The 23,637-nt window shown below is 37.4% G+C and carries 22 protein-coding genes; 16 read left to right on the top strand and 6 right to left on the bottom strand.

Annotated features, from left to right (window positions below; translation table 11 throughout):
- Positions 1-8: 8 nt before the first annotated feature.
- On the bottom strand, positions 9-383 hold the full coding sequence (locus BW935_RS00215) for a BlaI/MecI/CopY family transcriptional regulator (protein WP_076497407.1): 375 nt from the start codon (positions 381-383) through the stop codon (positions 9-11).
- 205 nt (positions 384-588) lie between these two features.
- On the opposite strand from BW935_RS00215, the gene BW935_RS00210 reads away from it, so the two are divergent.
- From BW935_RS00210 to BW935_RS00200, 3 genes are all read left to right on the top strand, one after another.
- The gene (locus BW935_RS00210) at positions 589-1,695 is read left to right on the top strand and encodes an alkene reductase (RefSeq protein WP_076497405.1); all 1,107 of its coding nucleotides are present in this window, start codon (positions 589-591) and stop codon (positions 1,693-1,695) included.
- 48 nt (positions 1,696-1,743) lie between these two features.
- Positions 1,744-2,508: an NRDE family protein gene (locus BW935_RS00205; protein ID WP_076497403.1), complete on the top strand. Its 765-nt coding sequence runs from the start codon at positions 1,744-1,746 to the stop codon at positions 2,506-2,508.
- Positions 2,509-2,639: 131 nt separating this feature from the next.
- Positions 2,640-3,617 carry a YpdA family putative bacillithiol disulfide reductase gene (locus BW935_RS00200; protein ID WP_076497401.1) on the top strand — a complete coding sequence of 326 codons (978 nt, stop codon included), beginning with the start codon at positions 2,640-2,642 and terminating at the stop codon, positions 3,615-3,617.
- A gap of 172 nt (positions 3,618-3,789) precedes the next feature.
- Here the strand turns inward: BW935_RS00200 and BW935_RS00195 are convergent, their stop codons facing one another.
- From BW935_RS00195 to BW935_RS00185, 3 genes are all read right to left on the bottom strand, one after another.
- Positions 3,790-5,082 (bottom strand): APC family permease, encoded by a 1,293-nt coding sequence (locus BW935_RS00195; protein WP_076497399.1) that lies wholly within the window; start codon positions 5,080-5,082, stop codon positions 3,790-3,792.
- Between the two features lie 88 nt (positions 5,083-5,170).
- Entirely contained in the window at positions 5,171-6,229 is a 1,059-nt protein-coding gene (locus BW935_RS00190) for an NAD(P)H-dependent glycerol-3-phosphate dehydrogenase (RefSeq protein ID WP_076498105.1), read from the bottom strand.
- Positions 6,207-7,904: a 1-acyl-sn-glycerol-3-phosphate acyltransferase gene (locus tag BW935_RS00185; protein WP_076497397.1), complete on the bottom strand. Its 1,698-nt coding sequence runs from the start codon at positions 7,902-7,904 to the stop codon at positions 6,207-6,209. The genes BW935_RS00190 and BW935_RS00185 overlap by 23 nt, the downstream gene beginning before the upstream one ends.
- Positions 7,905-8,133: 229 nt before the next feature.
- Between BW935_RS00185 and BW935_RS00180 the strand changes: the two genes are divergently transcribed.
- From BW935_RS00180 to BW935_RS00110, 13 genes are all read left to right on the top strand, one after another.
- Positions 8,134-9,108: a polyprenyl synthetase family protein gene (locus tag BW935_RS00180; protein WP_076497395.1), complete on the top strand. Its 975-nt coding sequence runs from the start codon at positions 8,134-8,136 to the stop codon at positions 9,106-9,108.
- A gap of 344 nt (positions 9,109-9,452) precedes the next feature.
- Positions 9,453-10,067, top strand: a complete 615-nt coding sequence (locus BW935_RS00175) for a hypothetical protein (RefSeq protein ID WP_076497393.1) — start codon at positions 9,453-9,455, stop codon at positions 10,065-10,067.
- 1 nt (position 10,068) lies between these two features.
- Positions 10,069-10,362, top strand: a complete 294-nt coding sequence (locus tag BW935_RS00170) for a winged helix-turn-helix domain-containing protein (protein WP_076497391.1) — start codon at positions 10,069-10,071, stop codon at positions 10,360-10,362.
- Positions 10,363-10,414: 52 nt separating this feature from the next.
- Positions 10,415-10,738 carry a hypothetical protein gene (locus tag BW935_RS00165; protein ID WP_076497389.1) on the top strand — a complete coding sequence of 108 codons (324 nt, stop codon included), beginning with the start codon at positions 10,415-10,417 and terminating at the stop codon, positions 10,736-10,738.
- 22 nt (positions 10,739-10,760) lie between these two features.
- A complete protein-coding gene (locus BW935_RS00160; RefSeq protein WP_076497386.1) occupies positions 10,761-11,483 on the top strand; it encodes a hypothetical protein in 723 nt (240 codons plus the stop codon).
- A gap of 55 nt (positions 11,484-11,538) precedes the next feature.
- Entirely contained in the window at positions 11,539-12,774 is a 1,236-nt protein-coding gene (locus BW935_RS00155; RefSeq protein WP_076497376.1) for a DUF4153 domain-containing protein, read from the top strand.
- A gap of 568 nt (positions 12,775-13,342) precedes the next feature.
- On the top strand, positions 13,343-13,579 hold the full coding sequence (locus BW935_RS00150) for a hypothetical protein (RefSeq protein WP_076497374.1): 237 nt from the start codon (positions 13,343-13,345) through the stop codon (positions 13,577-13,579).
- Between the two features lie 47 nt (positions 13,580-13,626).
- Positions 13,627-14,775, top strand: a complete 1,149-nt coding sequence (locus tag BW935_RS00145) for a hypothetical protein (protein WP_076497372.1) — start codon at positions 13,627-13,629, stop codon at positions 14,773-14,775.
- Positions 14,776-14,777: 2 nt separating this feature from the next.
- Positions 14,778-15,923, top strand: a complete 1,146-nt coding sequence (locus BW935_RS00140; protein WP_139325465.1) for a carboxypeptidase-like regulatory domain-containing protein — start codon at positions 14,778-14,780, stop codon at positions 15,921-15,923.
- A gap of 752 nt (positions 15,924-16,675) precedes the next feature.
- Positions 16,676-17,851, top strand: coding sequence for a DUF4221 family protein (locus tag BW935_RS00130; RefSeq protein WP_076497366.1), 1,176 nt, complete (start codon positions 16,676-16,678; stop codon positions 17,849-17,851).
- Positions 17,841-18,302: a hypothetical protein gene (locus BW935_RS00125; RefSeq protein WP_076497364.1), complete on the top strand. Its 462-nt coding sequence runs from the start codon at positions 17,841-17,843 to the stop codon at positions 18,300-18,302. Before BW935_RS00130 ends, BW935_RS00125 begins: the two co-directional genes overlap by 11 nt.
- A gap of 34 nt (positions 18,303-18,336) precedes the next feature.
- Positions 18,337-20,841, top strand: coding sequence for a hypothetical protein (locus BW935_RS00120; RefSeq protein ID WP_139325464.1), 2,505 nt, complete (start codon positions 18,337-18,339; stop codon positions 20,839-20,841).
- 418 nt (positions 20,842-21,259) lie between these two features.
- Positions 21,260-21,553 carry a transposase gene (locus tag BW935_RS00110; protein WP_076497358.1) on the top strand — a complete coding sequence of 98 codons (294 nt, stop codon included), beginning with the start codon at positions 21,260-21,262 and terminating at the stop codon, positions 21,551-21,553.
- A 440-nt stretch (positions 21,554-21,993) separates the two neighbouring features.
- Here the strand turns inward: BW935_RS00110 and BW935_RS00100 are convergent, their stop codons facing one another.
- A complete protein-coding gene (locus tag BW935_RS00100) occupies positions 21,994-22,581 on the bottom strand; it encodes a MarC family protein (RefSeq protein WP_076497355.1) in 588 nt (195 codons plus the stop codon).
- Positions 22,581-23,636 (bottom strand): aminotransferase class V-fold PLP-dependent enzyme, encoded by a 1,056-nt coding sequence (locus BW935_RS00095; RefSeq protein ID WP_076497353.1) that lies wholly within the window; start codon positions 23,634-23,636, stop codon positions 22,581-22,583. The genes BW935_RS00100 and BW935_RS00095 overlap by 1 nt, the downstream gene beginning before the upstream one ends.
- Position 23,637: the final 1 nt, after the last annotated feature.

Here is a 23,637-nt window from a genome sequence, read left to right as displayed (position 1 = left end):
CCATTCCATTATTTTTCATTTTCTATTTGATCTAAAAAAGCGCGAATTTCATCCAACTCCTCTTTAGAAGGAGTGCCTTGGCCCAAGGCCTGCATTACCAAGTTTTTAGAAGAACCACCAAAGGCAGTGGCTACAAAATTTTTCAATAAGCTGTTTTGAGTATCTTTTTCATTTATTCCAGCCGAATAGATATGAGTACGACTGTCTTCATTTCTATTCAGGAGTCCTTTTGTATGCATGATCTGCATCTGCTTTAAGGTAGTGGTGTAGCCAGTATCCTTGCTGATGGATAGCGCTTCATGAACTTCTCTCACCGTAGCTTTTCCTTTTTGCCAAATGACCTGAAGGATTTCTAATTCTGACTCAGTTGGTTTTGCTTTCATATTACTGATATACGATTATCTTCGTACAAAGTTATTAGAAGTAAATTCACAACCAAGTTTTTATACGATTATTTTCGTATTTAAATTAATTATCACAAAAATAAGTACTTAGACCTTGGTTTCTATTTGTAAATCGGACTCTTGGAACGAAGCTTGCTTCACAATAGTTGTATAGACATTAAATAAAGTAAACCAACTATTGAGAATGAATAAGCAACCACTTTTAGAGAAATTACAATTAGGTCCAATCGAATTGAATAACCGTGTAGTGATGGCGCCTATGACCCGTAGCAGGGCAAACAATCCTGAAAAAACTCCATTTGATATCCATGTGGAGTATTATCGTCAAAGAGCTTCTGCAGGTTTGATTATTTCGGAGGGTTCACAGATATCCACCAAGGCAGTAGGATATATCAATACACCGGGGATTCATACAGCGGCACAAGTGGAAGGCTGGAAAAAGGTCACCCAAGCTGTCCATGAAGAAGGAGGGAAGATTTTCATTCAGCTATGGCATGTTGGAAGAATGTCACATCCTGACTTTCATGGAGGTGAACTTCCTCATGCTCCATCAGCTATCAACCCACATTCTAAGTCATTTACACCACAAGGCTTCAAAGAGACAGTGACACCTAAAGAAATGACAATCGAAGAGATCAAGCAGACTATACTAGATTATCAAAAGGCTGCAAAGAATGCCATGGAAGCGGGATTTGATGGTGTAGAAATCCATTCTTCCAATGGGTACCTACTTCACCAATTCTTCAATAGGACTTCCAATATCCGAACAGATGAATACGGCGGTAGCATTGAAAATAGAGCAAAGATTCTATTTGAAGTGATCGATGCGATCAAGGAAGTCATGCCGGAAGATCGTATAGGTGTTAGGCTCAATCCATCTTTGCATGGGATTTTTGGAATGACCATGGATGAGGAGACCATTCCAACTTTTGACTATATCATTGAGAAGTTGAATGATTATAAACTTTCTTATCTCCACTTATCTGAGCCATTCAATGATGTGTCTGATATACCCCATGCGGTTACTCAGATTGCACACAGGTATAGGCCAGTATACAAAGGCACATTGATCATCAATGCTAGTTTCGACCAAGAAAGAGGAAATCAATATATCTTAGAAGGATTGGCTGACGCAGTGGCCTATGGCAAACCTTTTATATCAAACCCTGATCTTGTCGAAAGATTTGCTGAAAATGCTCCACTAGCAGACTGGGATACTGATACATTTTATACCCCAGGCGAGAAAGGTTTTACAGATTACCCTAAATTAACGGTTTCAAAATCGATATAATCTATCATTGAAGGCCAGACTTTCTGGCCTTTTTTCTATTTTGCGCTTATGTGTTTGATAGCATTTAGCTGGAAAAATCACCCAGCCTATAAACTCGTCTTGGTAGGAAATAGAGACGAATTCTTTGAGCGACCCTCCGCGCCCATACAACAATGGGAAGCAGGCTTCTATGCGGGTAAAGATTTGAAAGCAGGGGGGACTTGGCTTGGAATTCATCCCAATGGGAGGTTTGCTACCTTGACGAATTACCGAGACTTGAAAAATCCCAAGAAGGACCCGAAGACCAGGGGCGATTTGGTCAAAAACTTCCTCGAAGGAGACATGCATCCTTATGAATACCTTCAAGCCATCAATGAAGAGAAAGATAGGTATGAAGGATTTAATCTGCTTGTCAGCGACGGGGAGTCTATGTTTTATCTATCTAATTACAAAGAGGGAATAGAAGAGATTAGTCCTGGGATTTATGGATTAAGCAATGCTCTTTTGGATACGCCTTGGACAAAGCTGAATAGAGCCAAGGATAAGTTTTCGGAAATCATAGAAAACGGTGAATCAAGACTAGAGGCATATTTTGACGCTATCCACTCGAGGAAGCAAGATCCGGAAGAGTTACTTCCAGACACTGGGGCTACTTTGTATCAGGAAAAGCATCTTTCGGCACAGTTTATAAGAATTGATGATTATTATGGTACTGTGAATTCTACTGTGTTGAGATGGGAGCATTCTGGCTATGTTGAAATATTAGAAAGATCTTTTGAGCAATTGAAAGATTCATATTTTGACACGCAAATAGATTTTCAAATTGAGAAATAAACAGTAAGTGATTTGGGCTGTTTTATACTTGATAAAAAATAAATGAGTAAGGTACTGCCTTGGAGATAAAGGTGTAATCAAGTCCATGGTTTTCAAAGGTATTCCATCTTACAGCAAAGATAATTATAGTCATGAAAGTTTTAGATGTATTCATCATTGGAGGAGGGCCTATAGGCTTGGCATGTGGAATTGAATGTGAAAAGTCCAATCTGAATTATGTCATCGTTGAGAAAGGTGTATTGACTAATTCACTATACAACTATCCTCTGAATATGACTTTCTTTTCCACTTCAGAAAAATTAGAAATGGGAGAGGTTCCATTTATGTCAGTTGCCCACAAACCCACAAGAACTGAGGCGCTAGAGTATTACAGGCGTGTTGCGGCCAAATGGAAACTCAAAGTAAACCTCTACGAAAAAGTGGAGGCCATGAAAAAGGAGAAGGATATTTTTGAAATCAAGACATCTAAAGCAACATACCTTGCTAGCAATATTATTTTGGCAACGGGTTTTTATGATCTTCCCAACCTGATGAATGTGCCTGGGGAAGATCTTCCAAAAGTAAGTCATTATTACAAGGAGCCTTGGCCTTACATTGGGCAGAAAATTATCGTCGTAGGCGGTGGCAACTCAGCAGTGGATGTTGCGCTAGAGACTTGGAGAAAAGGAGCCGAAGTAACCATGGTACTCAAGGGAGATGGTGTGGATCCCAATGTGAAATATTGGGTCAAGCCCGATATCGAAAATCGGATCAAGGAAGGAAGTATCAAGGCTTTTACCAATTCATTGGTCAAGGAAATTAAAGCGCATGAGGTGATCATCCAGACGCCAGATGGGGTGGCGACAGTTGAGAACGACTTTGTTTTGGCGATGACTGGTTACGTCCCCAATTTTGCCTTGCTAGATCAACTGGGCATAGCTTTGACCTTAGACGAAAAGCGCCAGCCTTGCTACGATCAGACCAATCAGGAATCAAATATTCCGGGCGTGTACTTGGCTGGAGTAGTTTGTGGAGGATTGAATACCAGAGAGTTTTTTATAGAGAATTCTATTGTTCACGCGGAGCATATAGTAGGGCATATATTGGAAAAACAAAAGAATATAGATTAGGGGTAGCTTAGTTTGACTGATGTTTTTCTCCCTTTAAGTTCGTCTATGATTAATAGAGGGTTTTCTGATTCAAGAGCAATAGCGCTAGCTTTCCCAATATCTAAATCTATTTCTAAATTTTTTTGTACGCTCTGGTCAACTGAGCTTTTAATGTGAATCCAATTAGGGAGTTCTAATTCAAATTCTTCACATTTGAGAAATGATGTATCCCAAAAATCAATAATCCACCACCAGTCCAGATGAGTGTATCTATAATTTCTTCTGACCGTGTTCCTGAGAGTAGCCAAATTGTCAGTAATATGCCAGCAATTGCAAAGTAATTACCAAATGGTATTTTGAAGAAATTGTTGCTTTTGGGCTCGCTTTTTCTCAGTTTGATCAAGGATGCACAGACTAGTGCATATAAGACCAATCGTGAGATCACCGATACGGCCAAAGAATTCATAAAGCCCCAGAATATCGCCACAAAAGCTACTAGACTGGCAAAGAAAAGTATAGAGACCCAAGGCGTGGAGAATTTTGGATGGATCTTACCAAAGAACCTTGGCAGTTGATTTTCTTCACTGAGTGCAAAGGGTAACCTCGAACCGCTTAGGATTTGAACATTCAATGTCCCCATGATAGAAACTACCGCACCTATGGTGATAAACATACCTCCCCACCAACCCATAAAACCAGTTGCGGCATCAGCTAGTGGTTTGTCCGAATTGGCCAAGTCTGGCAAAGTACCAATTGAGACAAATTGGATCAAAACATAAAAGCCTGCAATCACTGCTGCTGCAGTTATAAGTCCAAAAGGTAGATTTTTCTTGGGCTCTACGATTTCTCCACTATTGACTAGTCCTGCCTCAAAACCTCCAAAAGCAAAAATCAATAGCAATGTAGAGGCAGAAAAGTCTGCAAGACTTGGTAATTCGCCACTTTGGAAATTATTGAAATCAATAAAAAACAAGCCGACTAGGATAAAAACTGCTAAGGGAAACAGCTTGGCAACGGTGAGAAAGTTACTCACTCGAGCTGTATTTTTTACCCCAATCCAATTGAAGTATGTGATCAATCCTGTGATGGATAAGATGATCAGTATTCTTATGGTTGGTTCGTTGAATGCTTCAGAGAAGAAGGAGAGGTACAAGACCATCAAGTTGATCAGCGTGGCATAGCTGAAGAGCCTTGTCAACATCAGCAGCCATCCAATAATAAAAGCTGGAAGCGGACCAAATGCTTGGTGTACATATAGGTATGGCCCACCCGTACGCTCAAATCTTGAGCTTACTTCTGCAAAAACGAGGATTAAGACCATCATGACCAGTGCGCAAACCAAAAATGCAGCAATAGAGTACACGCCTGATAGGGCAAAAACTTTTGCTGGAAGTGCAAAGATGCCAGCACCAATGACTGAGTTGATGATCAGAAATACGAGGTCCCATCTCTGAATCCCTCTTTTGAGTGAGCGTTTATTTTCCAAAATGGGTTAAGCTAATTGGGTTTAACTTCCAATCAGCTTAAAAAATCTCCCATTTCCAAATCAAAATCCAATTATGGTTGATACGACATTATAAAAAGTCTACATCCACATTAAATGGATATTTCATCAGGTATTGTACAGCCTCCTCGATGGTCAGATCTTCGAAAAGTACCTTGTATAGATTCTCTGTGATAGGAGCTCTATTTTTTGTGCTTTCCATAAAGTTTTTCATCAGTTTGACAGTATTGATTCCTTCTGCGACCTCTTCCATAGTTGCTTGTATTTGCTCTAGCGTTTCTCCTTTGGCAAGACGGTAGCCTACTGTGTAATTTCTGGACAATGTTGAATTGCAGGTGGTCACTAAGTCTCCAATTCCGGCCAATCCAATAAAAGATTTTAAGCTCCCTCCAAGTGCATTGCCCATGTAAATTAGTTCTACCATACCCCTGGAGATCAGCAATCCTTTGGCATTCTCCCCAAGCCCTAGACCCGCTAAGGCGCCAGCAGCAATGGCAATGATGTTTTTCAAAACCCCACTTAACTCAACGCCAATAATATCGGAATTCCCGTAGACTTGAAATTTATCTGATCTAAGTAGGTTTTGTCCTTGTAATATTACCTCGTTGAACTTACTCGCTACTACGGTGGCGGCAGGTAATCCTGCTGAAAGTTCTTTGGCGAGATTTGGCCCTGCTAGACATCCTACCCTGACCACGACAGTTTCTTTGAGGATTACTTCAGACATGGTCAAGATATTTTCTCTCCTTATATCTGGAAGATCTTCAAGTTTTTTGCCTTTTGGAAGGTTCAAACACAAGCCTTTTGTACCATGGATGATCATGTGATAAGGGTAGAGGAAAGGGGAGAATAACCTTGTCACGTCCATGAAAGCACTGGATGGAACCATAAAAAAAATCACATCACAGGATTGACATAATAATTCCGGGTCTTGGGTTGCCAGTATATTTTCATGGATTGGATTACCGTCTACGCTATGCTTATCGTTGATTTCGGTGACTAACTCAGCCCTCCTGGCATAAGCGATCACAGGATTTTTGGAAGCAAGAATATTGGCAATGGCTGTTCCAAAGCTTCCCATGCCTACTACGCCTATCGATTTATTTTTAGATGAGTTTTTCGAGGTCATATCCATCCAGTCTGTTGTGGTAAAAATAAAGTAGGTTTAAGTCTTCTGTGATGATGTTCCCATCTTTGTCTTGCACTAGCGGTCTTTTTGCATGATACATGCCTACATTGTCAAGACCATGGGCGATAATTCGATCCATATCTTGACGTAAGTGTGGTGCGACATGAACTTTACCTTTTTCTTTCAGTTCAAAGATTTTATCAAGTACACGTTGGCAAGCTGACTTGAAGGTCTCGTACGGAATGATAATATCTTCTTCAGGGAGTCTCAGCAAATTGAACAAGTCCATTTTTTTATTTTCCCCCTTGATCAGTTGAAATGCAGTAAAAGCCACCAGATGAGAACTAAATACACGATTGATGATGTGAAACTCCTGAACGATCCGCTCACCTAGTCTGTTAGTGTACTCCTCTTCTCTTTGCGTATCTACATTAATTTTTCCGTTGGACATGAAATAGTCTCTGGTGTCTATGACTCTTCCATTTTTGTCCATACTATTGCCATCTTGGTCCACATAGTGGCCGAGTACATCCATGGCTTTACCTACGGAGACAGATATATCAGATCCTTTGGTAAAGAACTTGACTAGAAACTTAGAAATCTTCAAAGAGGTAGAGAATTCATCGGCTTCTTGATAGTAGCGTTCTTGTCCAGTGATGCTCAAGTGTTCTTTGATCAAGCTAGGTGCCTCTAGTACAAAATGGTAATTGATTGTCACCGGGACGATAAATACTTTACCACTTATATCATTCATGCCCTTTTGGTAATTTGCTCTTTGGGCTTCTACAGCTGTACTCAGGAGGCCAAGTTTGAGTTTGGATTCGATTTTTCCACTGCGAGACCTAGTCCCTCCAGGAAAAAACAAACTGTGAACACCAAACTGTATAGCTTCTGAACTGTATGTTTTGAGTGTTTCTATATAGACAAGGTTCTTTTTTCTTCGATCTACCTTATAAGCACCCAATGAATTCATGAAATAGGCGAAAATCTCAATATTAAAAAGGTTCAATCCTGCCCCATAGATAAAAGGAGGTAAGCCCAAGACTGAAATTATCCAGCCAATCAGAATGGAGTCCAGATTAGAAAAGTGCGTAGGAACCATGATAATTGTACCCTTTGAGGCTAAATCTCTCAATTGCTCTGTCTCCCCAATGATTTGGATTTTGTCTTGAAGGGTGTACTGATTACTAAAAAGTCTCTTGAACCCCTTTACCCTAGCGGCATTCAAAAGCCTCGCAAATCCAGTGGTCACAATGGACCTGGTGACCTTGTAGTGTGTATGTTGGAAATTACTAGCGATCTCTTCTGCATAGCGCATGGTGATGTCATCTAAAATCTCCGTGTATTTTTTCTTTTTTTCAGTCTTGTTGAGCGTGCTGTCTGCGCTAAGATGCACCAGTGCTGATTTGACTTTGTTCCAAAATTCGTAATCATCATCTGGGTCGACAGCCCATGGATTTTGCTTGATGCGGAGCTTTTCTCTGTAGTGGGTGGTTTCTAATTCTTCTTTCAAAACCTCCATTTTACCCCCAATTTGCTCCAAAATTCTCTTTTTAGCAGCTTCGGCCACTTTTTTCACAAACTCCTTCCTGCTTTTGCTCAATTTTACCACAGGCCATTCATCCTTTTGGGGAAGGATGGGGTCGTATTTATGTTTGATATAGTCGTCAGTCAAGGGATTCGGGTTTAAGACAAAAACAAAGATAACAAAAATTGAAAGATTGGAGAGGCTATCGGGATTTAGCCTTTCGAATGTTTTTTTATCTTTTGAAACTGACGAAATTGATTTGAATGGGCTTTATTTGGCAAACGTTTTTTCTCTAAACCTGTTTCAATAAGGAATTATTAGAACAACGGTTTTGTCTCAACTGGAATCCGTTGTATTATTGCACCTTCTAAGAGCCATGAAGCCCGACCTCAAGCATATACAAGCACCCATAGCCACCGAAATGGTGGAGTTCGAGAAGAAATTCCGTGACTTTATGAAAAGTAAGGTCAAGCTACTCGATCATATCACCAATTACATTGTAAAGAGGAAGGGAAAGCAAATGCGTCCCATGTTTGTTTTTTTGACTGCTGGGGTAAGTGGCCAAATCGCCGAATCTACCTACAGAGGAGCAGCTTTGATTGAACTACTGCATACTGCTACACTGGTTCATGATGATGTTGTAGATGATGCCAATTATCGTCGCGGATTCTTTTCTGTGAATGCGCTTTGGAAGAACAAAATCGCTGTTTTGGTAGGTGATTATCTTTTGTCTCGGGGCTTATTACTCAGTGTGGATAATGGTGATTTCGAATTGCTCCGAATCGTCTCACATGCAGTCAGAGAGATGTCCGAGGGGGAATTGCTACAGATCGCTAAAGCTAGGAAGCTTGATATCACCGAAGAAGTATATTACACCATTATTCGTCAGAAAACTGCTAGTTTGATCGCTTCTTGTTGTGCTGTAGGTGCTGCTACTTCTGGTGCGTCTCCTGCTTTGGTGGAGAAGATGCGTGACTTCGGAGAGAAAGTTGGGATGGCTTTCCAAATCAAAGATGACCTTTTTGATTATGGTGAAGATGAAATAGGCAAACCAGTGGGGATTGATATCAAAGAAAAGAAAATGACCCTACCTCTTATCTACGCTTTGAACAATGCTTCATGGTTTGACAAGAAAAGGATCATTTATATGATTCGAAACAAGAATGAAGACAAGAAAGCGGTCAATGAAGTCATAGATTTTGTTAAAAAATCAGGGGGACTTGACTATGCCAATCAGGTTATGAATACATATTTTGAAGAAGCTCTCGCATTGCTCAATGAATTCCCTGATTCCGAATACAAAACTTCTCTAGAAGGATTGGTAAGATATACTATTGAAAGGAAGAAGTAAGGGAGTTTTTGTTTTGTGTTTCAAAAGTGATCATAAGCATTGATTGCATCTATGCTTTAGTATTCTTGGAATTTGTAGTTCCATTTTAAAATAAGCCAAATTCATTCGCTAAAGATATTCAGGTGTAGTTGCAAACTACACCTAGATGACCCTAAGCGTGAGATTTCATCTATGCTTTTCTATACAAGGAATTTGTAATTCCACTCTAAAATAAACCTACTTGCCTAAGATATTCAAGTGTAGTTGCAAACTACACCTATAAGAGTTTCAAAAATAAATCAAAATAAAATCTCACACATTCAAATCTTTTCATTTACTTTGTAATTCAAAGTACTTTATAAATAATGAAAAAACCTGAACAAGAGTTGGCTGAAATCAAAGCGATGATGGAGCGGAGTACTCGCTTTTTATCATTGAGTGGTTTGTCTGGGGTATTGGCTGGAATCTATGCCTTTATTGGCGCAGGGCTAGCTTATTATTGGATTTATTTCCCGTCATCTTCATGGGGCGATGGAGTGGAAGTTTTGGATTCAAGTGTGATTTTTCAAAGACTTTTAATTGTAGCATTAGCAGTATTGATCCTGGCGATAGGAACAGCAGGTTTACTCAGCCAAAAAAGGAGCGCTAAGACAGCTAGTCAATTTTGGAGTTCCGCCAGCAAGCGTTTTATGAAAGCTTTGTTTGTCCCTGTGATCAGTGGGGGACTTTTTGCATTTGCACTCTTGCACGAAGGGCAGTTTGATTTGATCGCTGCTACTACATTGATTTTTTATGGATTAGGGTTGATCAGTGCATCACATTATACCTTAAACGAGATCAATAATCTTGGATTTGGGCAATTGATCTTGGGTTTGATTGCGGCTTACTTTCCAGCTTATGGCTTGCTTTGTTGGGCAGCAGGGTTTGGCGTACTTCATGTGATCTATGGAACGATGATGTATTACAAATACGAGCGATAAGGTGAAAGGAAATTTTGACAAAGCTTTTGAGAATATTGTCAGGCTACGTGTGATGTCTGTCTTGATGGCCAATGAGCAATATGATTTCAATGGCTTCAAGGAATTGATGGAGGTAACTGATGGTAATCTTTCTTCACACTTGCGAACTTTGGAGAAGCAAGGTTATGTGGTGGTCGAAAAGTCATTTGTCGGACGTAAGCCACAAAGTAACTATAGTGCTACTCCAGCAGGAAGGGAAGCCTTTCAAAGACATCTCGATTATCTTGAAAATTTAATTAACCAAAATAAAGAGTAAAAAAAATTAAAAATATACTTTGAAAAACAAAGTACTTTAGACTAAATAGAATATGGAAAATCAACAATTCTCTAAAGAGATAAAATCTAAAAATCTCGTGCTAGCAGCGCTATTGGGAGCTTTCTTGCCATTCGCAATTTTGGCAATTATCATTCTGACCAAAGAAGACGTTTTTGAAACATGGATGCTATTTCCGCTCACCATCATCCCAGCAGGGGGAGCTTTTGGAGGGCTGTTTTTCTATCTGATGGGTTTCCAATGGTTTCCGAAAGGAAACCGTAAGCTGATCGCTGTAATTTTTAGTACGCTATTCTATTTTGTAATTCTTTGGATCAGTGCAGTTTTGGCATTTTCGATTACAGGTCATTGGGATTAATAACTGTCAAACTTAGCCTATCATGATCAATCCAATATTTGATATTGAGCAAATACATTTGCGTGTTCAAGCTAACCGATGGCATAAATATTTTTATATTTTCTGCCGAGTTACCCTTGCATTAGGATTTTTTATAGCTGGCATGGTAAAGATAATGGGTGAGAGATTTGCTAGCGGTTTGTCCGAAGTTCATCCAATGGGGGCATATTTGGAAGCGCTGCATCATACTGGCTATTACTACACATTTATTGGTATTGCACAAGTTGTGGCGGCTTTGCTATTACTTTGGAACAGGACAGTCTTGATAGGTGCATTGATCTATCTTTCTATCATAGTCAATATCTGGATTTTGTCCTTGGCTGTGAGGTTTGAAGGTTCTTTGGTTTCATCAACATTGATGGTATTGGCAAACTGCTATCTGATTTGTTGGAATTTTGATAGGGTTAAATATCTCCTAATCTCCACAAAAGCCAATAAACCAAAGCTTTGTACTCCTGAAGCTAAAAAATTTCCAATCTACTTTTTCAGCGGAGTGATTATCACCATTGCTTTGGTAATAGTGGTCTTTCTCTGGAGTTTTGAGATTATGCCTAGAAACTCCCTAGCTGATTGTAAAAAACAGTTTGTCAACAAAGAAAATGAGGAAATTGGATTCCAATTCTGTGAATGCGTGCATAGAATGGGAAGTCCTTTGGATTTGTGTATAGAACAATTTGAAATCATGTCCAAAGTCAAATCAAACTAAATAAATCACTTTAAACTTTGATATAAACTAACAACCAAAAGTTAAGACATACACCATGAAGCAATCCATTATTTCACTTCAAGATCAGCCGGCTGAATTGGAGAAATTGTACAGAAAAAATAAAGCAGCATTTCGTCAAGAGTTTACTGCTATTTATGAACAGATCAAAGATCAGCCTTGGGCGGAATTTTGGCATGAAAGATTGAGCTATGACGCGGAGTCCATTACTTGGGGGAGTTTTAAGGAATGGAGATTTATAGTTATAGCTGCATTGATTGCAGGAATTTATGCGAAGTTTCCAGTCATCTTTGATTTGAAAGAAGACCTCTTTTATCCTAGAAACATTGGCTTTATAGTCTTTCCATTTTTGACCGCATACTTCGCTTGGAAAAATCAACTCAGTGAAAAAATTATAGCCATATTAGCTGTCATCTTGGGAATTTTGTTGCTGTATATCAATGTCCTTCCCGCGGATGAAACAAGTGATACCTGGGTTTTGGTGTGTATGCATTTGCCTATTTTATTATGGGCTATTTTGGGTTATTCTTTTGTAGGAAAATCGTCAATTTCGGGAAGGTTGGCCTTTTTGAGATACAATGGAGATACAGTCATTATGGGAGGACTTTTGCTGATAGGTGGAGGGATATTGACTGGAGTGACTTTAGGCTTATTTGGTTTGGTAGGCTTGAATATCGGAGAATTTTATATGAACTATATAGCTGTGTTTGGCTTGGCCGCAGCTCCGCTTGTTGCTACGCAACTCACCCAAAGCAATCCTCAGCTGATTAATAAAGTATCCCCTGTCATCGCCAGAATTTTCAGTCCTTTGGTTTTGGTGATGTTGGTGATTTACCTTGGGGCGATTGTTTTGTCAGGAAAAGACCCATACAATGACAGGGAATTCCTTTTGTTATTCAACGTCTTGTTGATAGGAGTGATGGGCTTGATTTTCTTCTCAGTAGCAGAAACTTCTGCTCAAGAAAAGAGTCGCTCAGCAATCTGGGTGCTTACTTTACTTTCTTGGGTGACTGTTGTAGTCAATGCGGTGGCATTGTCTGCCATCGCATTTAGAATATCTACTTGGGGTTTCACGCCAAACAGAACTGCCGTTTTGGGAATCAATATCTTAATGCTCATTCATCTGCTTCGTGTTTCCAAGACCTTAATACAAGTGATTCGAGATAAAGAGTCTATTTCCAAAATAGGGAAAAGTATTGTTGACTACTTGCCAATCTATGTGATTTGGGTAATCCTAGTGGTGTTCATGTTCCCTTTGATCTTTGGATTCTGAAAGGGGGATTTTACCACGGATTAACACAGATGAACACAGTTTTTCTTTTACCACAGAAAAGCGTACGAATAGGATTTAAAAACAGTAAGATTAATTCCTTTCAAAACTTTTCTCTGTGGTTTTCTTTTTCTTTTAGCCACAGAGAAACACAAAGTGACGCAAAGAAAAAAAATATGTATCCAAATCTCAAATAGTCCCCTCGTGACGACCGATATCCTAATGTTAGGTTTCATCCACAAATAAAAAGGCGAACACCACCCTAAAGTCCCATCGGGACGGACGATATAATTGCCTAATACTCCGATACTAACCTTCTATTCAATTGAAAAATCACAAAAACTTTTAACTTTTCTTAAACTAAAGATATCTAGTATGAACATATAGAATTGTGATTTAAACAGATAAAATGTGTAAATAACTGTTGTTTTGTTATTTTTATAAACTTAAATTATTCAAAATATTTTAAACTAAAAATTTGCTTCTTTCTTTCTTTCTTGTAAACAGCTTTATTAGTAGTCAAACTTTTAGAGTCAAAGAAAATCATATTTTAACCAAAACAAAAATTGTTATGAAGAAGAAAATTTTATTCAGTTTGTTAGCAGGAGTGATGGCGCTTACATGGAATCCTATTGAATCATCCGCAGAAGCCAGTTGTGACAATGCAAAATGCCATTCTGTTGGAATGGGATATTGTTTACCTGGTCATAAAATTAGTCTAAGAGCATCTTGTGATTACCTTAAGTGTAAAGCCACAGCTGATTGTGAACCTTTTGAAATTATCATTGAAGAGCCAGAAATGAATTAAGTTAAATCTCCCCTCTGGTTTTTACTAGGGGGGAACTTCTTTATACTATGAAAAAACTATTTATTTTAATATTTATAATTTTAGCCTGTAATGATACAAGAGATCAAAACTCTTTAGACTTATCAATAACTTCGATAAAGAGTCCTGATATTATTAATACAGTTTCTTTGTTGAAAATTGATTTTTCATCAGATTTTTTGATAGGCAAAGGGAATTCATTTCTACAAAATGGTGAGCTATTTTTTCTTGACAAACTCAATTCTCAACTACTGAGATTCGATTCTGAGGGTCATTTTATTGATGCACCTATTACCAAAGGAGAAGGTCCTTCTGAAATACAAAGATTTGAGAGTTTTAGCATGAATGGTGATATCAAATATTTTTTGAGTGGATATACCATCTATGAATTTGATAGGAATAATGAGCTTTCACAGAGAACCGTCTTGGACTTTTACCACAACAGCTCTATGAAGGAGATTGAATCCAACCCGCGACCTGATGATCCTGGTATCTATGAAGTCAAATATGTAAACAATGAAATATTTGTACGAGAAGGGAAATTTTATACGAAAATAGAGACCTCAAACCCAAAGCTGAATTTTCTGATGCATGACAAATATTATCAAGAAACAGCCAATTATGGAGAGTTTGACTTGAAGACTGGCAAGATTCTAAGAATACTTGGAAAGAAGCCAGCTATTTATCTCAATTATAAATATATACCACATTTTGATTTCTACTATCATGATATAACAGGCGAAGATATCTATCTTAGCTTTGAGCCAGACTCTTTGATCTATATAGCCGATAGGGATTTTAATTTTAAAGAAGCATTTGGAGTAAGTGGAAAAGGGATGCTTCAGGACTACGTTCAAGTCAATAATTTGGAAGACTATGATACCTACTGGAGGCCAAATAGAGCACAAAAGGGTTTTTACAGGCATATTAAATATATTCCTGAAGATGATATGGTTTTTAGAACATATACAGAAGGTGTTGCCGATAGAACTAGCTTTGACTATGCAGATAACCCTCAACGAATGCAGATTTATAAGAGGAAGGTGCTGATTGGTGATGTAGAAGTCCCCACTTCTTTTGCAATCATAGGAAAAATAGGTGATTATTATTTTGCTGATGGTTCTGGTGGAAACCCTAATAATGAAGAGATTGTAGTCTATAAATTTAAATTGGAATAGTTATGAGGAGTTTTTTTACGTTGCTCGGATTGATGTTGTTTTGTTGGGGAGCGATTGGGCAGACATATACTTTTGCTGTCAAGCGAGCAGCTGATGCTGCACCAGTAAGTTATGCTCATATTCAAATCGGCAATTCTCTTCAAGGGGTGGTAACGAATGTAGACGGAATGGGTTCCTTGACTATTCCTTCCAAATACTCAGATGAGGAGATCAAGGTGTCATTCATGGGGTACGAGGTCAAAACACTACAAATTAGTCAACTTAAAAGAGATCAAATCAATGAGGTTTTATTAGAAGAGAATGATATTGAGCTGAGCGGAGTCTCAGTTGTGGATATTGGTATCAGCCCATCTGATTTTTATCTCAAGACTATGGAAATGGTAGAAAAAACATTCTATACCAAAAGTTATACAGGACTAGCAAGTTATTCAGAACGAGTAATTGAAGATGGTGAGCCGACATTCAATTATGAGATGGAGATTTTATACGATGCTCAAGGATTCAGAAGGGCTACTGGGAAAAATCAGTTTGTCAACAATGATGATGTATATTTTAAAAAACTTATCAATGTAGATGGTGAGCAAAAATATTCCTATGCTAAAGCTGGTGAACTTGTTGGCTTTGATTTCCAATTTGGACCACCTGATCAGCAACATGATGCTTTTATCGACGAGTTTTTATCAAAAAAGAATTGGTTTGAAAGACTTACACTGTATATGCCTGAAATTAATGCTACTTCTAATTGGATATTTGAAGATTTACTAGAAAAGGATGGTGAGAAATTTGTCAAACTGGCTAGAAGAGGAAGCCAATCAGAGATTGTTTATTTGGTTAATATTGATTCTTATCATGTTAATTCTATTCAAGCAAAAATTCTTAAAGTGCCTTCTACTCATCGAAATGTTATGGAGTTTTACTTGAACGGAGAACTTGATTTTAGAATTGATTACTTTAAGGTAGATGGGTTATCTTACGTAAAGCAGGTTGAAATAATTGAACTGAAAAGGATAGGCAATTCTCCAGAGCTTGGTACAAAAATGATTAAAGGTAAACTAGTTTTCCAAGAACATACCAATGAAAAGCCTGATAAAAAGAAGAAGGTTGGTATTGATTTTATTGACGCTGTTGTGATGAAGAAGGGGGATTGAATGTTTTAACAATATTTATTTGAGGTATGTATTCGCAAAGTATAAAGGTACGTGGTGAAAAAAATCCCCAAAAGTCCCTTCGGGACGGACGAAATAAATACCTAAATACTTCGATACCTGCCTTCATTCCAATTAAAAAATCACAAAACTGATAACTTTTCTTAAACTAAAGATATCTAGTATGAACATATAGAATTGTGATTTAAACAGATTTAATGTGTAAATAACTTTCATTTTGTTATTTTTATAAACTTAAATTATTCAAAATATTTTAAACTAAAAATTGCTTCTTTCTTTCTTGTAAACAGCTTTATTAGTGGTCAAACTTTTAGAGTCATTGAAAATCATATTTTAACCAAAACAAAAATTGTTATGATGAGAAAATGTTTAAACTTTATCGCAGCTTTTTCCTTACTGATTGCGTTCAGTGGGATAAATCCAACTCATGCAGAATGTCCTCCAGGGGTTATAATGAATGGGAAATGTTCATTATCGAAAATGTGCTTTGCTGCTATTGGTTATACTGAATGTGATCCAACAACTCCACAAAATGGTCAGCCCGGTACTGGAGGAGGTTCTGAACTTCCGCCACCTCCTACCTTAGAGCCGTAAGAGGATAATATTTTTTATTAGTCAATGATAGTTCAAAAAAACTTAGTTTAATGAAATCTGACTTGTAAAACTTTCTAAATATAAAGAGGCTGATCTAATTTTGACGACAGCCTCTTTTTTAAATTCTTTATTCTATCTACATGTTTAAATTTACTAAACTAATTATTCTATTGCTTTCATGTTTGATTTTGGTTTATTGTAATCAAAAATCTATTGATAGTAGTGATTTCCAAGACAGGTTTGCCCTAACTGAAGAAGACGGACTAGTCATCCCATTAGATAGTGTCAGCCCACCCAAAGCTCCTTTTATTCAATTATTAGAAGAAGATAATATCCTAACTTTTTTCAATGCCTACAACGCCTCAATTTATTGGTACGATTTAAGTCAAAATGAATACCTGGAAAGAACGGTTCTTACATCTGAGGGAGAGAATCAAGTACTAAGACCAGTGGGATACCATATCTTGAATAGAGATTCAATATTTGTCTTCGATATGCTCAAGAATGACTTGGTTTTGTTAAATGATAAAGGAAAAAAGTTAAGTGTAACTTCGCTGATAAACAATGCACCAATGAATGATAATAATTGGATATTATCTTATCCGCAGTTTTTCCCTAAAACCGTTACCCCATTCATTAAGGTCGATAACAAATTGGTTTTTTCGGGTAGTTTCATGTGGGCTATTCCTGATAATATCTTGAATTCTTTCAAATTCACGGCTTCTTTGAGTTTAGACAACAATGAAATAGTTTATAACCACTCTTATCCAAAAACTATATATGGTAGCAAGTTCAATTGGGATGATCCTTACTATACCACCGTACATTATGATTGGAACCCAATTGAAAAATTAATGGTCTATAGTTTTCCGATATCCAATAGCCTATTCACTGCTTCCCTTGAAAGTGAAGATTTGAATGAAATCAAGGCGCTTGAAAGTGGTTCAAAAACGGTAAAGCCCATCTCAAATAAGAGACCTACTAGAGAAATGATGCTCAATCACTTGATCGAATCAGATATCTATGCAGGGATCAAATTTGATAAATATAAAAATGTATATTATCGGGTTTTGATGAATGGATTGTCAGATACTGGAGGTTTTAAAGATTTATCTGGAAAGTCGATCAGCATCATCATTTATGATCACAAGTTCAATTTATTGGGAAAAACGAATATTGGGACATTAAAAAACTGGAATGTTGATAATATGATGGTGTCTCAAGATGGACTTCTTATAGAGTACATTGATTTTCAATCAAGCAATGAAGATTATATGATTTTTAAACTATTTAAGCTAATAGAGAATGAAAATTAGGTTATTAAGTTCAGTATTCATTATCTGTGCCTCAATTTGTTTTTTATTTTCTTGTGAAAGTAAAGACGAAGGCAAAGTTTATTACGAACAACAATTAACAAAGCTGGATGGAATTTCGTCCTATAAATATGTGATAATACTCCCGGGACTAGGTTGTCAAGGGTGTATCTCAGGTGTAGAAGAATACATTAAAAATAACATTGAGAGAAATGATATTTTTTTTATACTCACAGCTATTGAATCATTGAAAATGTTACAAAATAAAATAGGTGTTGATTTAAGAAATAGAGATAATGTATTGATTGATTTAGATAATGAGTTTTTATTAACTTCAAATAAAAGTATTTACCCCATTGTATTGAGGTTGGAAGGGTCACATATCAAAGCATTGGATTATATATCACCAGAAACAGACAAAACATTAGTAGATAAAGTAACTTGGGATGATTAAATACCGCCTTATTTTACATTTAATTTTTTTAAGCTTGAGCAATTTTGTTCAAAGCCAAACTTTGTACGAGAAAGTATTGGTTGCAGAATTTGAAGAAAAAGCAAGGAAAAATGCCAGACCTATTGAGTATTTGCAGACAGACAAAGATATATACGAGACTGGAGAGCAGCTTTGGTTCAAATTTTTGCAACTTGATGGGCAATTTTTAAGTCCATACCAAGGAGATAGCATCTTGTATCTAAGATTAGTGAATCAAATAAGTAGGGAAGTTTTTTGGGAAGAGAAGTATGGCATTTACTCAGGATTCACAGATGGTATGGTTCTCTTAAATGAAAACCTAAATCCCGGTATTTACAATTTGGAAGCCTATTCGCCTTCATCCGTCTATCATGAAATGAAAGACTACCATGCTTTTAAGGAGATAGAGATCAGACAGTTTATCAATCCAGAGATCATCATCAGACACAATTTATCTGATCAAGATGATTATTCTGACACTTTAAGCCTGATCGTATCTGATAAGCAGGGTAATAGATTGTCAGATGCTAAAATTCAAATTACTTGGCTCAACTCAAAAAGGAAATCAATACATGAAACCACCTTTCAGTCAAATCTTGAAGGAAGATTAGAAATTCCTCTCAATAGAACAGGAAGTCAATGGATTGACCTGGATGTTACTTTAGGAAATAAGCATGTTTTCCAAAGAATAGAGCTGAAAGACATCACAAATCCCAAAGAGATAACCTTTCACCCAGAAAGTGGAAAATTAATTCATAATCAAGAAAGCTTTGTAATGCTGTCAGCTGCTGGGGATAATAATGAAAATCAATCAAGGCAGGGAGTATTGTTGAAAGATGGAGAAATACTTCAATTCATCAATATGGGAAGTGAAGGATTGGGTAAATTTAAAGTAAAGCCAGAGAAAGGGTCATCTTACAGAATTTTATGGAATGATACACCCTCAGATACAATGACCGTATTTGATCAGATCGAGGATCGCGGGGTCACCATTAACCTAAATACTTTGGCTGACACCCTCCTGATGACAATACAAACCTCTTGGCCTGGTCAAAAACACTTTTTGAGGCTACAAGTGAGGGGTATCGTGCATGTTTTCCATGAATTGATACTTGAAGACAATTCCCAAATTAAGATTCCATTGACAAATATTCCCTCAGGAATAGCAGAGATCGCGATATTCAATGATCAAGCTGAACCACTTGGGGAAAGATTAACATGGATAGAGAATAATGGAAAACTGATTGTTGAAGCCAAGCTCAATCAACAGGAGTACGGAAGCAGAGAAAAAGTTAAAGTCACCTTTACAGTGAAAGATTCAAAAGGCACCCCGCTTGAAGGTGTACAAATAGGAGGAACTGTATCGGACAAGCTTTACCAGAATTCTAGATACAATAGAAGCTTATATACCTTTGCCCATATAATTACACAAATGGGGACGAATCCAAATCTTGAATCAATACTAGGTTTATCAGAGGAAAATGATTTTAGAAAAATCAATAATATTCTAGAATCGAGCAATATTGAAAAATACATTTGGTTGGAACAAAAATTTGAAAACTATAGAACAGTAGAATACCCTCTAGGAAATAAGCTTACTGGCCAGATAAAATATAGGAATTCTAGCAAAGAGAATGATTCCAATTATGGGCTTTTATTTAGGGGAGATAATGAAGGTAACACAGCATTTATTCCATTGGATCGAGAGGGGAATTTTGAAATCTATCCGGAAGAATTAGACTTTGGAAAAGATGAATACCTCTACATAAAAGCCCTACCAAAAGGATCAAGTGAAATAATTCTTACAATAAAAGACCCCTTTGATGACTTAGAATCGGTTCTAAAAACTGCAAATTTTAACTATCCAAGTATAGATTATGGTAGTTCAGAGCAAAAATTAGATCTCCCTGCTTTTGATAGGAATATGATTCTGCTCAGTGAGTTTGTAGTCAGGGGAAAGCGTATTGAGCAAGAAAGAGAAAAATTCATTGGTGAATTAGCTGAAAGAGCAAAATTAGATTTTAATGATGATTTTTTGTGTAATGGATTTGGACATGTATGGAGTGTTTTAAACTGCTATTATTGCGCTGATAAGAACATTAAGCCAGTTGAAGGAGGTGAATATATAGAGGTTTTTGATAGTGATAGAGAAAAAGTTTTTGGTAATGCAAGTAAACATTATGATTTGAGTCTAGGAAACTGGAGAAGAGTAATTTACAAATACCCAAAATACACGGATGAAGAATTGATGAAGTTGTATAATATGACAAGGACGAAGGGATTTTTTGTAGGGGCAGGATTCCAAGCCAAAGAATATCCTGATCATGAATCAAAAAATGATCCTGAGGCTGATTATAGAAATACGTTGGGATGGTATCCTTATCTTTTTACAGATTCCAATGGAAAAGCGGAGATTGAGCTTTATACTTCAGACATTCGATCCATATTTGCAGGCAATTTTGAAGTCCTAAGTGCAGATGGAAAAATGGGTAAAGTGAACTTTGAGTTTGTTGTGAAATAAGCATTATTAGCCTATGTTTTTATTGCTTTTGTATCTCTTTTACATGTAATAGGATAAACGGGAAGCATCTTTTTCATGAACACAGCTATGAAAAATCTGAAAAGAAGAAGAAGGTTAGAATTAGTTTTATGTATGATATTGTGATGAATAATAGATTATATGAACTTGTTGAAGAATTTGATATAGGCGAATATGAAGGATTTCTTTTCGTACTTCTAGATGATTGCCCTGTTTGCTACAATGAGTTTTCTAATTTATCTCCATTTCTTTATAAATATAAAATTTCCCCTGTGGCTATTTCTAGATCAAAAGTTAAATTAAACAATTTTGGAAGTAATTTTAAAACTTGTTCTTATATAATATTCCCCAAAATTGAGACCAGAGGTTAAGTTAAAAAAATCCGTTTAAATTTAACCTTATGAATAAGCAAACAAGACGAAAGTTTTCTCCTGAGTTCAAGGCAAAAGTGGCCCTTGAAGCAATCAAGAATCAGTTTACGTTGGCTGAATTGTCCAAGAAGTTCGATGTTAGACCTGTGATTATCTCCAAGTGGAAGGGTGAGTTTTTGGATAATATGTCAGCTGTATTTGAAAAGAATCATTCAAAGAAAAAGGAAGAAGGCCCTGCCCTTGAGCAGCTCTATGCCCAGATCGGAGAGCTAAAAGTAGAGAATGACTTTTTAAAAAAAAGCTGCAAGAAACTGGGGATATGAATGACCGGGCGACATTGGTTTGTTCCGATTATAAGGGGCTTTCTATAAGGAAACAGTGTGAAGTATTGGAGGTTCCCCGAAGCAGTCTATATTACAAACCAAAAGGTTCATCATACCACAAGGGAGAAGTCCAGAGAAAGATATTTTGGGCCAACCCAAAAAGCAGCATAAAGCAAAAGTTAGTTGTCCTATTTCCCAAGGGTACCTTTGGGAAATAGGACAACTAAGGATATATTAACAAATAAATAAATTAACTTAGCAACTGATACTTTTGGTCCAACAAATGGGGAGTGTTATAATCCTCTTGATGATTAGTCAGCTTTTATCTTAAGTATTAGCTCAAATTAATTCCTAATTTTACGTTTGTAAATAATAAATCGATTCAGCTTAAAGAGCAGGTAGAGTTTATTGATTTTTATATAAAGCTGCTCTCGATCCTACTACACCAGGTCTCCAGAAGTCAGTGCTGTCTTAAATATTTTTATCGCAATCGACAATAGGATAATTCCAAAAATCCTTCTGAGTACATCCAAACCAGTTTTCCCAAGTTTTCGCTCTAGCCATGTGGTACTTTTGAGCACTACATAGACGATGACAAGATTGATGATGATGCCTATCCCAATATTGATCTGATCAAACTCTGCCTTTAAAGTCAAAATCGTAGTCAATGTGCCAGCACCCGCGATCAGGGGAAAAGCTATCGGTACGATAGATGCCCCACCACTTGCATCGGGATCTGGTTTGAAAAGCTCAATGCCTAGTATCATCTCTGCACCTAAGGCAAATATGATCAATGCACCAGCTATGGCAAAATCCTCTACGCCAATTCCAAATAGGTTGAGAATAGATTTTCCCAAAAACAAGAAAAGAATCATCAATACGCCCGCAGCTAAGGTAGCTTTCTCAGACTCAATATGCCCTACTTTCTTTCTGAGGTTGATTACGATGGGGATTGATCCCAATATGTCTATCACAGAAAAGAGGATCAAGGTGACCGATAATACTTCTTTAAGATCGAATGTACCCATTAGTATTGTTTGATAAAGTTGATTAATTGTTGGAATTCTTCATCAGTGATGGCTGGAAAGTTGGCGATCCTAAAACTCGTAGCCTTCAATGGCCCATAGCCACCACCAAGCTGCAAACCTACTTGTTCGGCAGATTTCTTGATAGTTTTGATAAACTCCTCTTTCCCTGATACAGCCAGTACTGTGGAACTCCTTGCAGCTTCATTGCTGATCAGCAGGCTCATTTGGGAAGTCATGGCCACAGCATACTCCAATTGCTGCATTCTAGTCCTGATCACCTCATCAATGTGCTGGATCTCTGGGATATCTTGCAGCACTCTATTGAGCAAGTAGATGCCAAATACATTTGGTGTATAATGTGTTTGGTAATTTTCAGCATTTTCGAGCATGAAGTTCAGACTATTGTATCGGCCTTTTTCACCCTTGTCTTTGGCTTTTTGGATGGCTTTTGGAGAGAGTATCAGCACACCTAGGCCTGCAGGAAGCCCAAAGCATTTCTGAACTGATGCATACCAAATATCTGCTACTGAAAAATCCAGCGCTATGCCCCCCATGGAGGAAGTCGTATCTACGGCAATCATTTTCTCGGGAAACTTCGAACCTATTGCCTTAATCGTGTCCATACTTACCTGAGTAGCATTGGAGGTTTCATTCTGCGTGATGGCGATCAGGTCACAGTGATTTGGCACTTGAAGGCTTTCTACGTAGATGGTATCGTTAGGATCTAGTTTTAGAAGGTCTGTTTTGGACTCGATGTATTTGGCATATTCGTACCATTTCTTACCAAATGAGCCAGAGAAAATATGGAAACTGGCATCTTGCACAACAGACTGTGTGATGATTTCCCAGTTTTCTGTTGCAGAGGAGGTGAACAAAAGCTTGTAATCATCAGGCATGTGTAGCTTTTCCTTCATCAAGGTTTCAGTTTCCTTATAAAGGTTCATAAAAGCCGCACTCCTATGACTAGCGCTCAAAATACCAGCATCATAAGCATCCTGCAAATATCCCGGTAGGGTATCATAGACCTTGGAAGGTCCTGGTGAAAATGTGGTCATA

It is taken from the genome of Belliella pelovolcani, from assembly GCF_900156785.1.
Lineage (GTDB): Bacteria > Bacteroidota > Bacteroidia > Cytophagales > Cyclobacteriaceae > Belliella > Belliella pelovolcani.
This window is presented reverse-complemented; position numbering and strand designations above follow the sequence as displayed.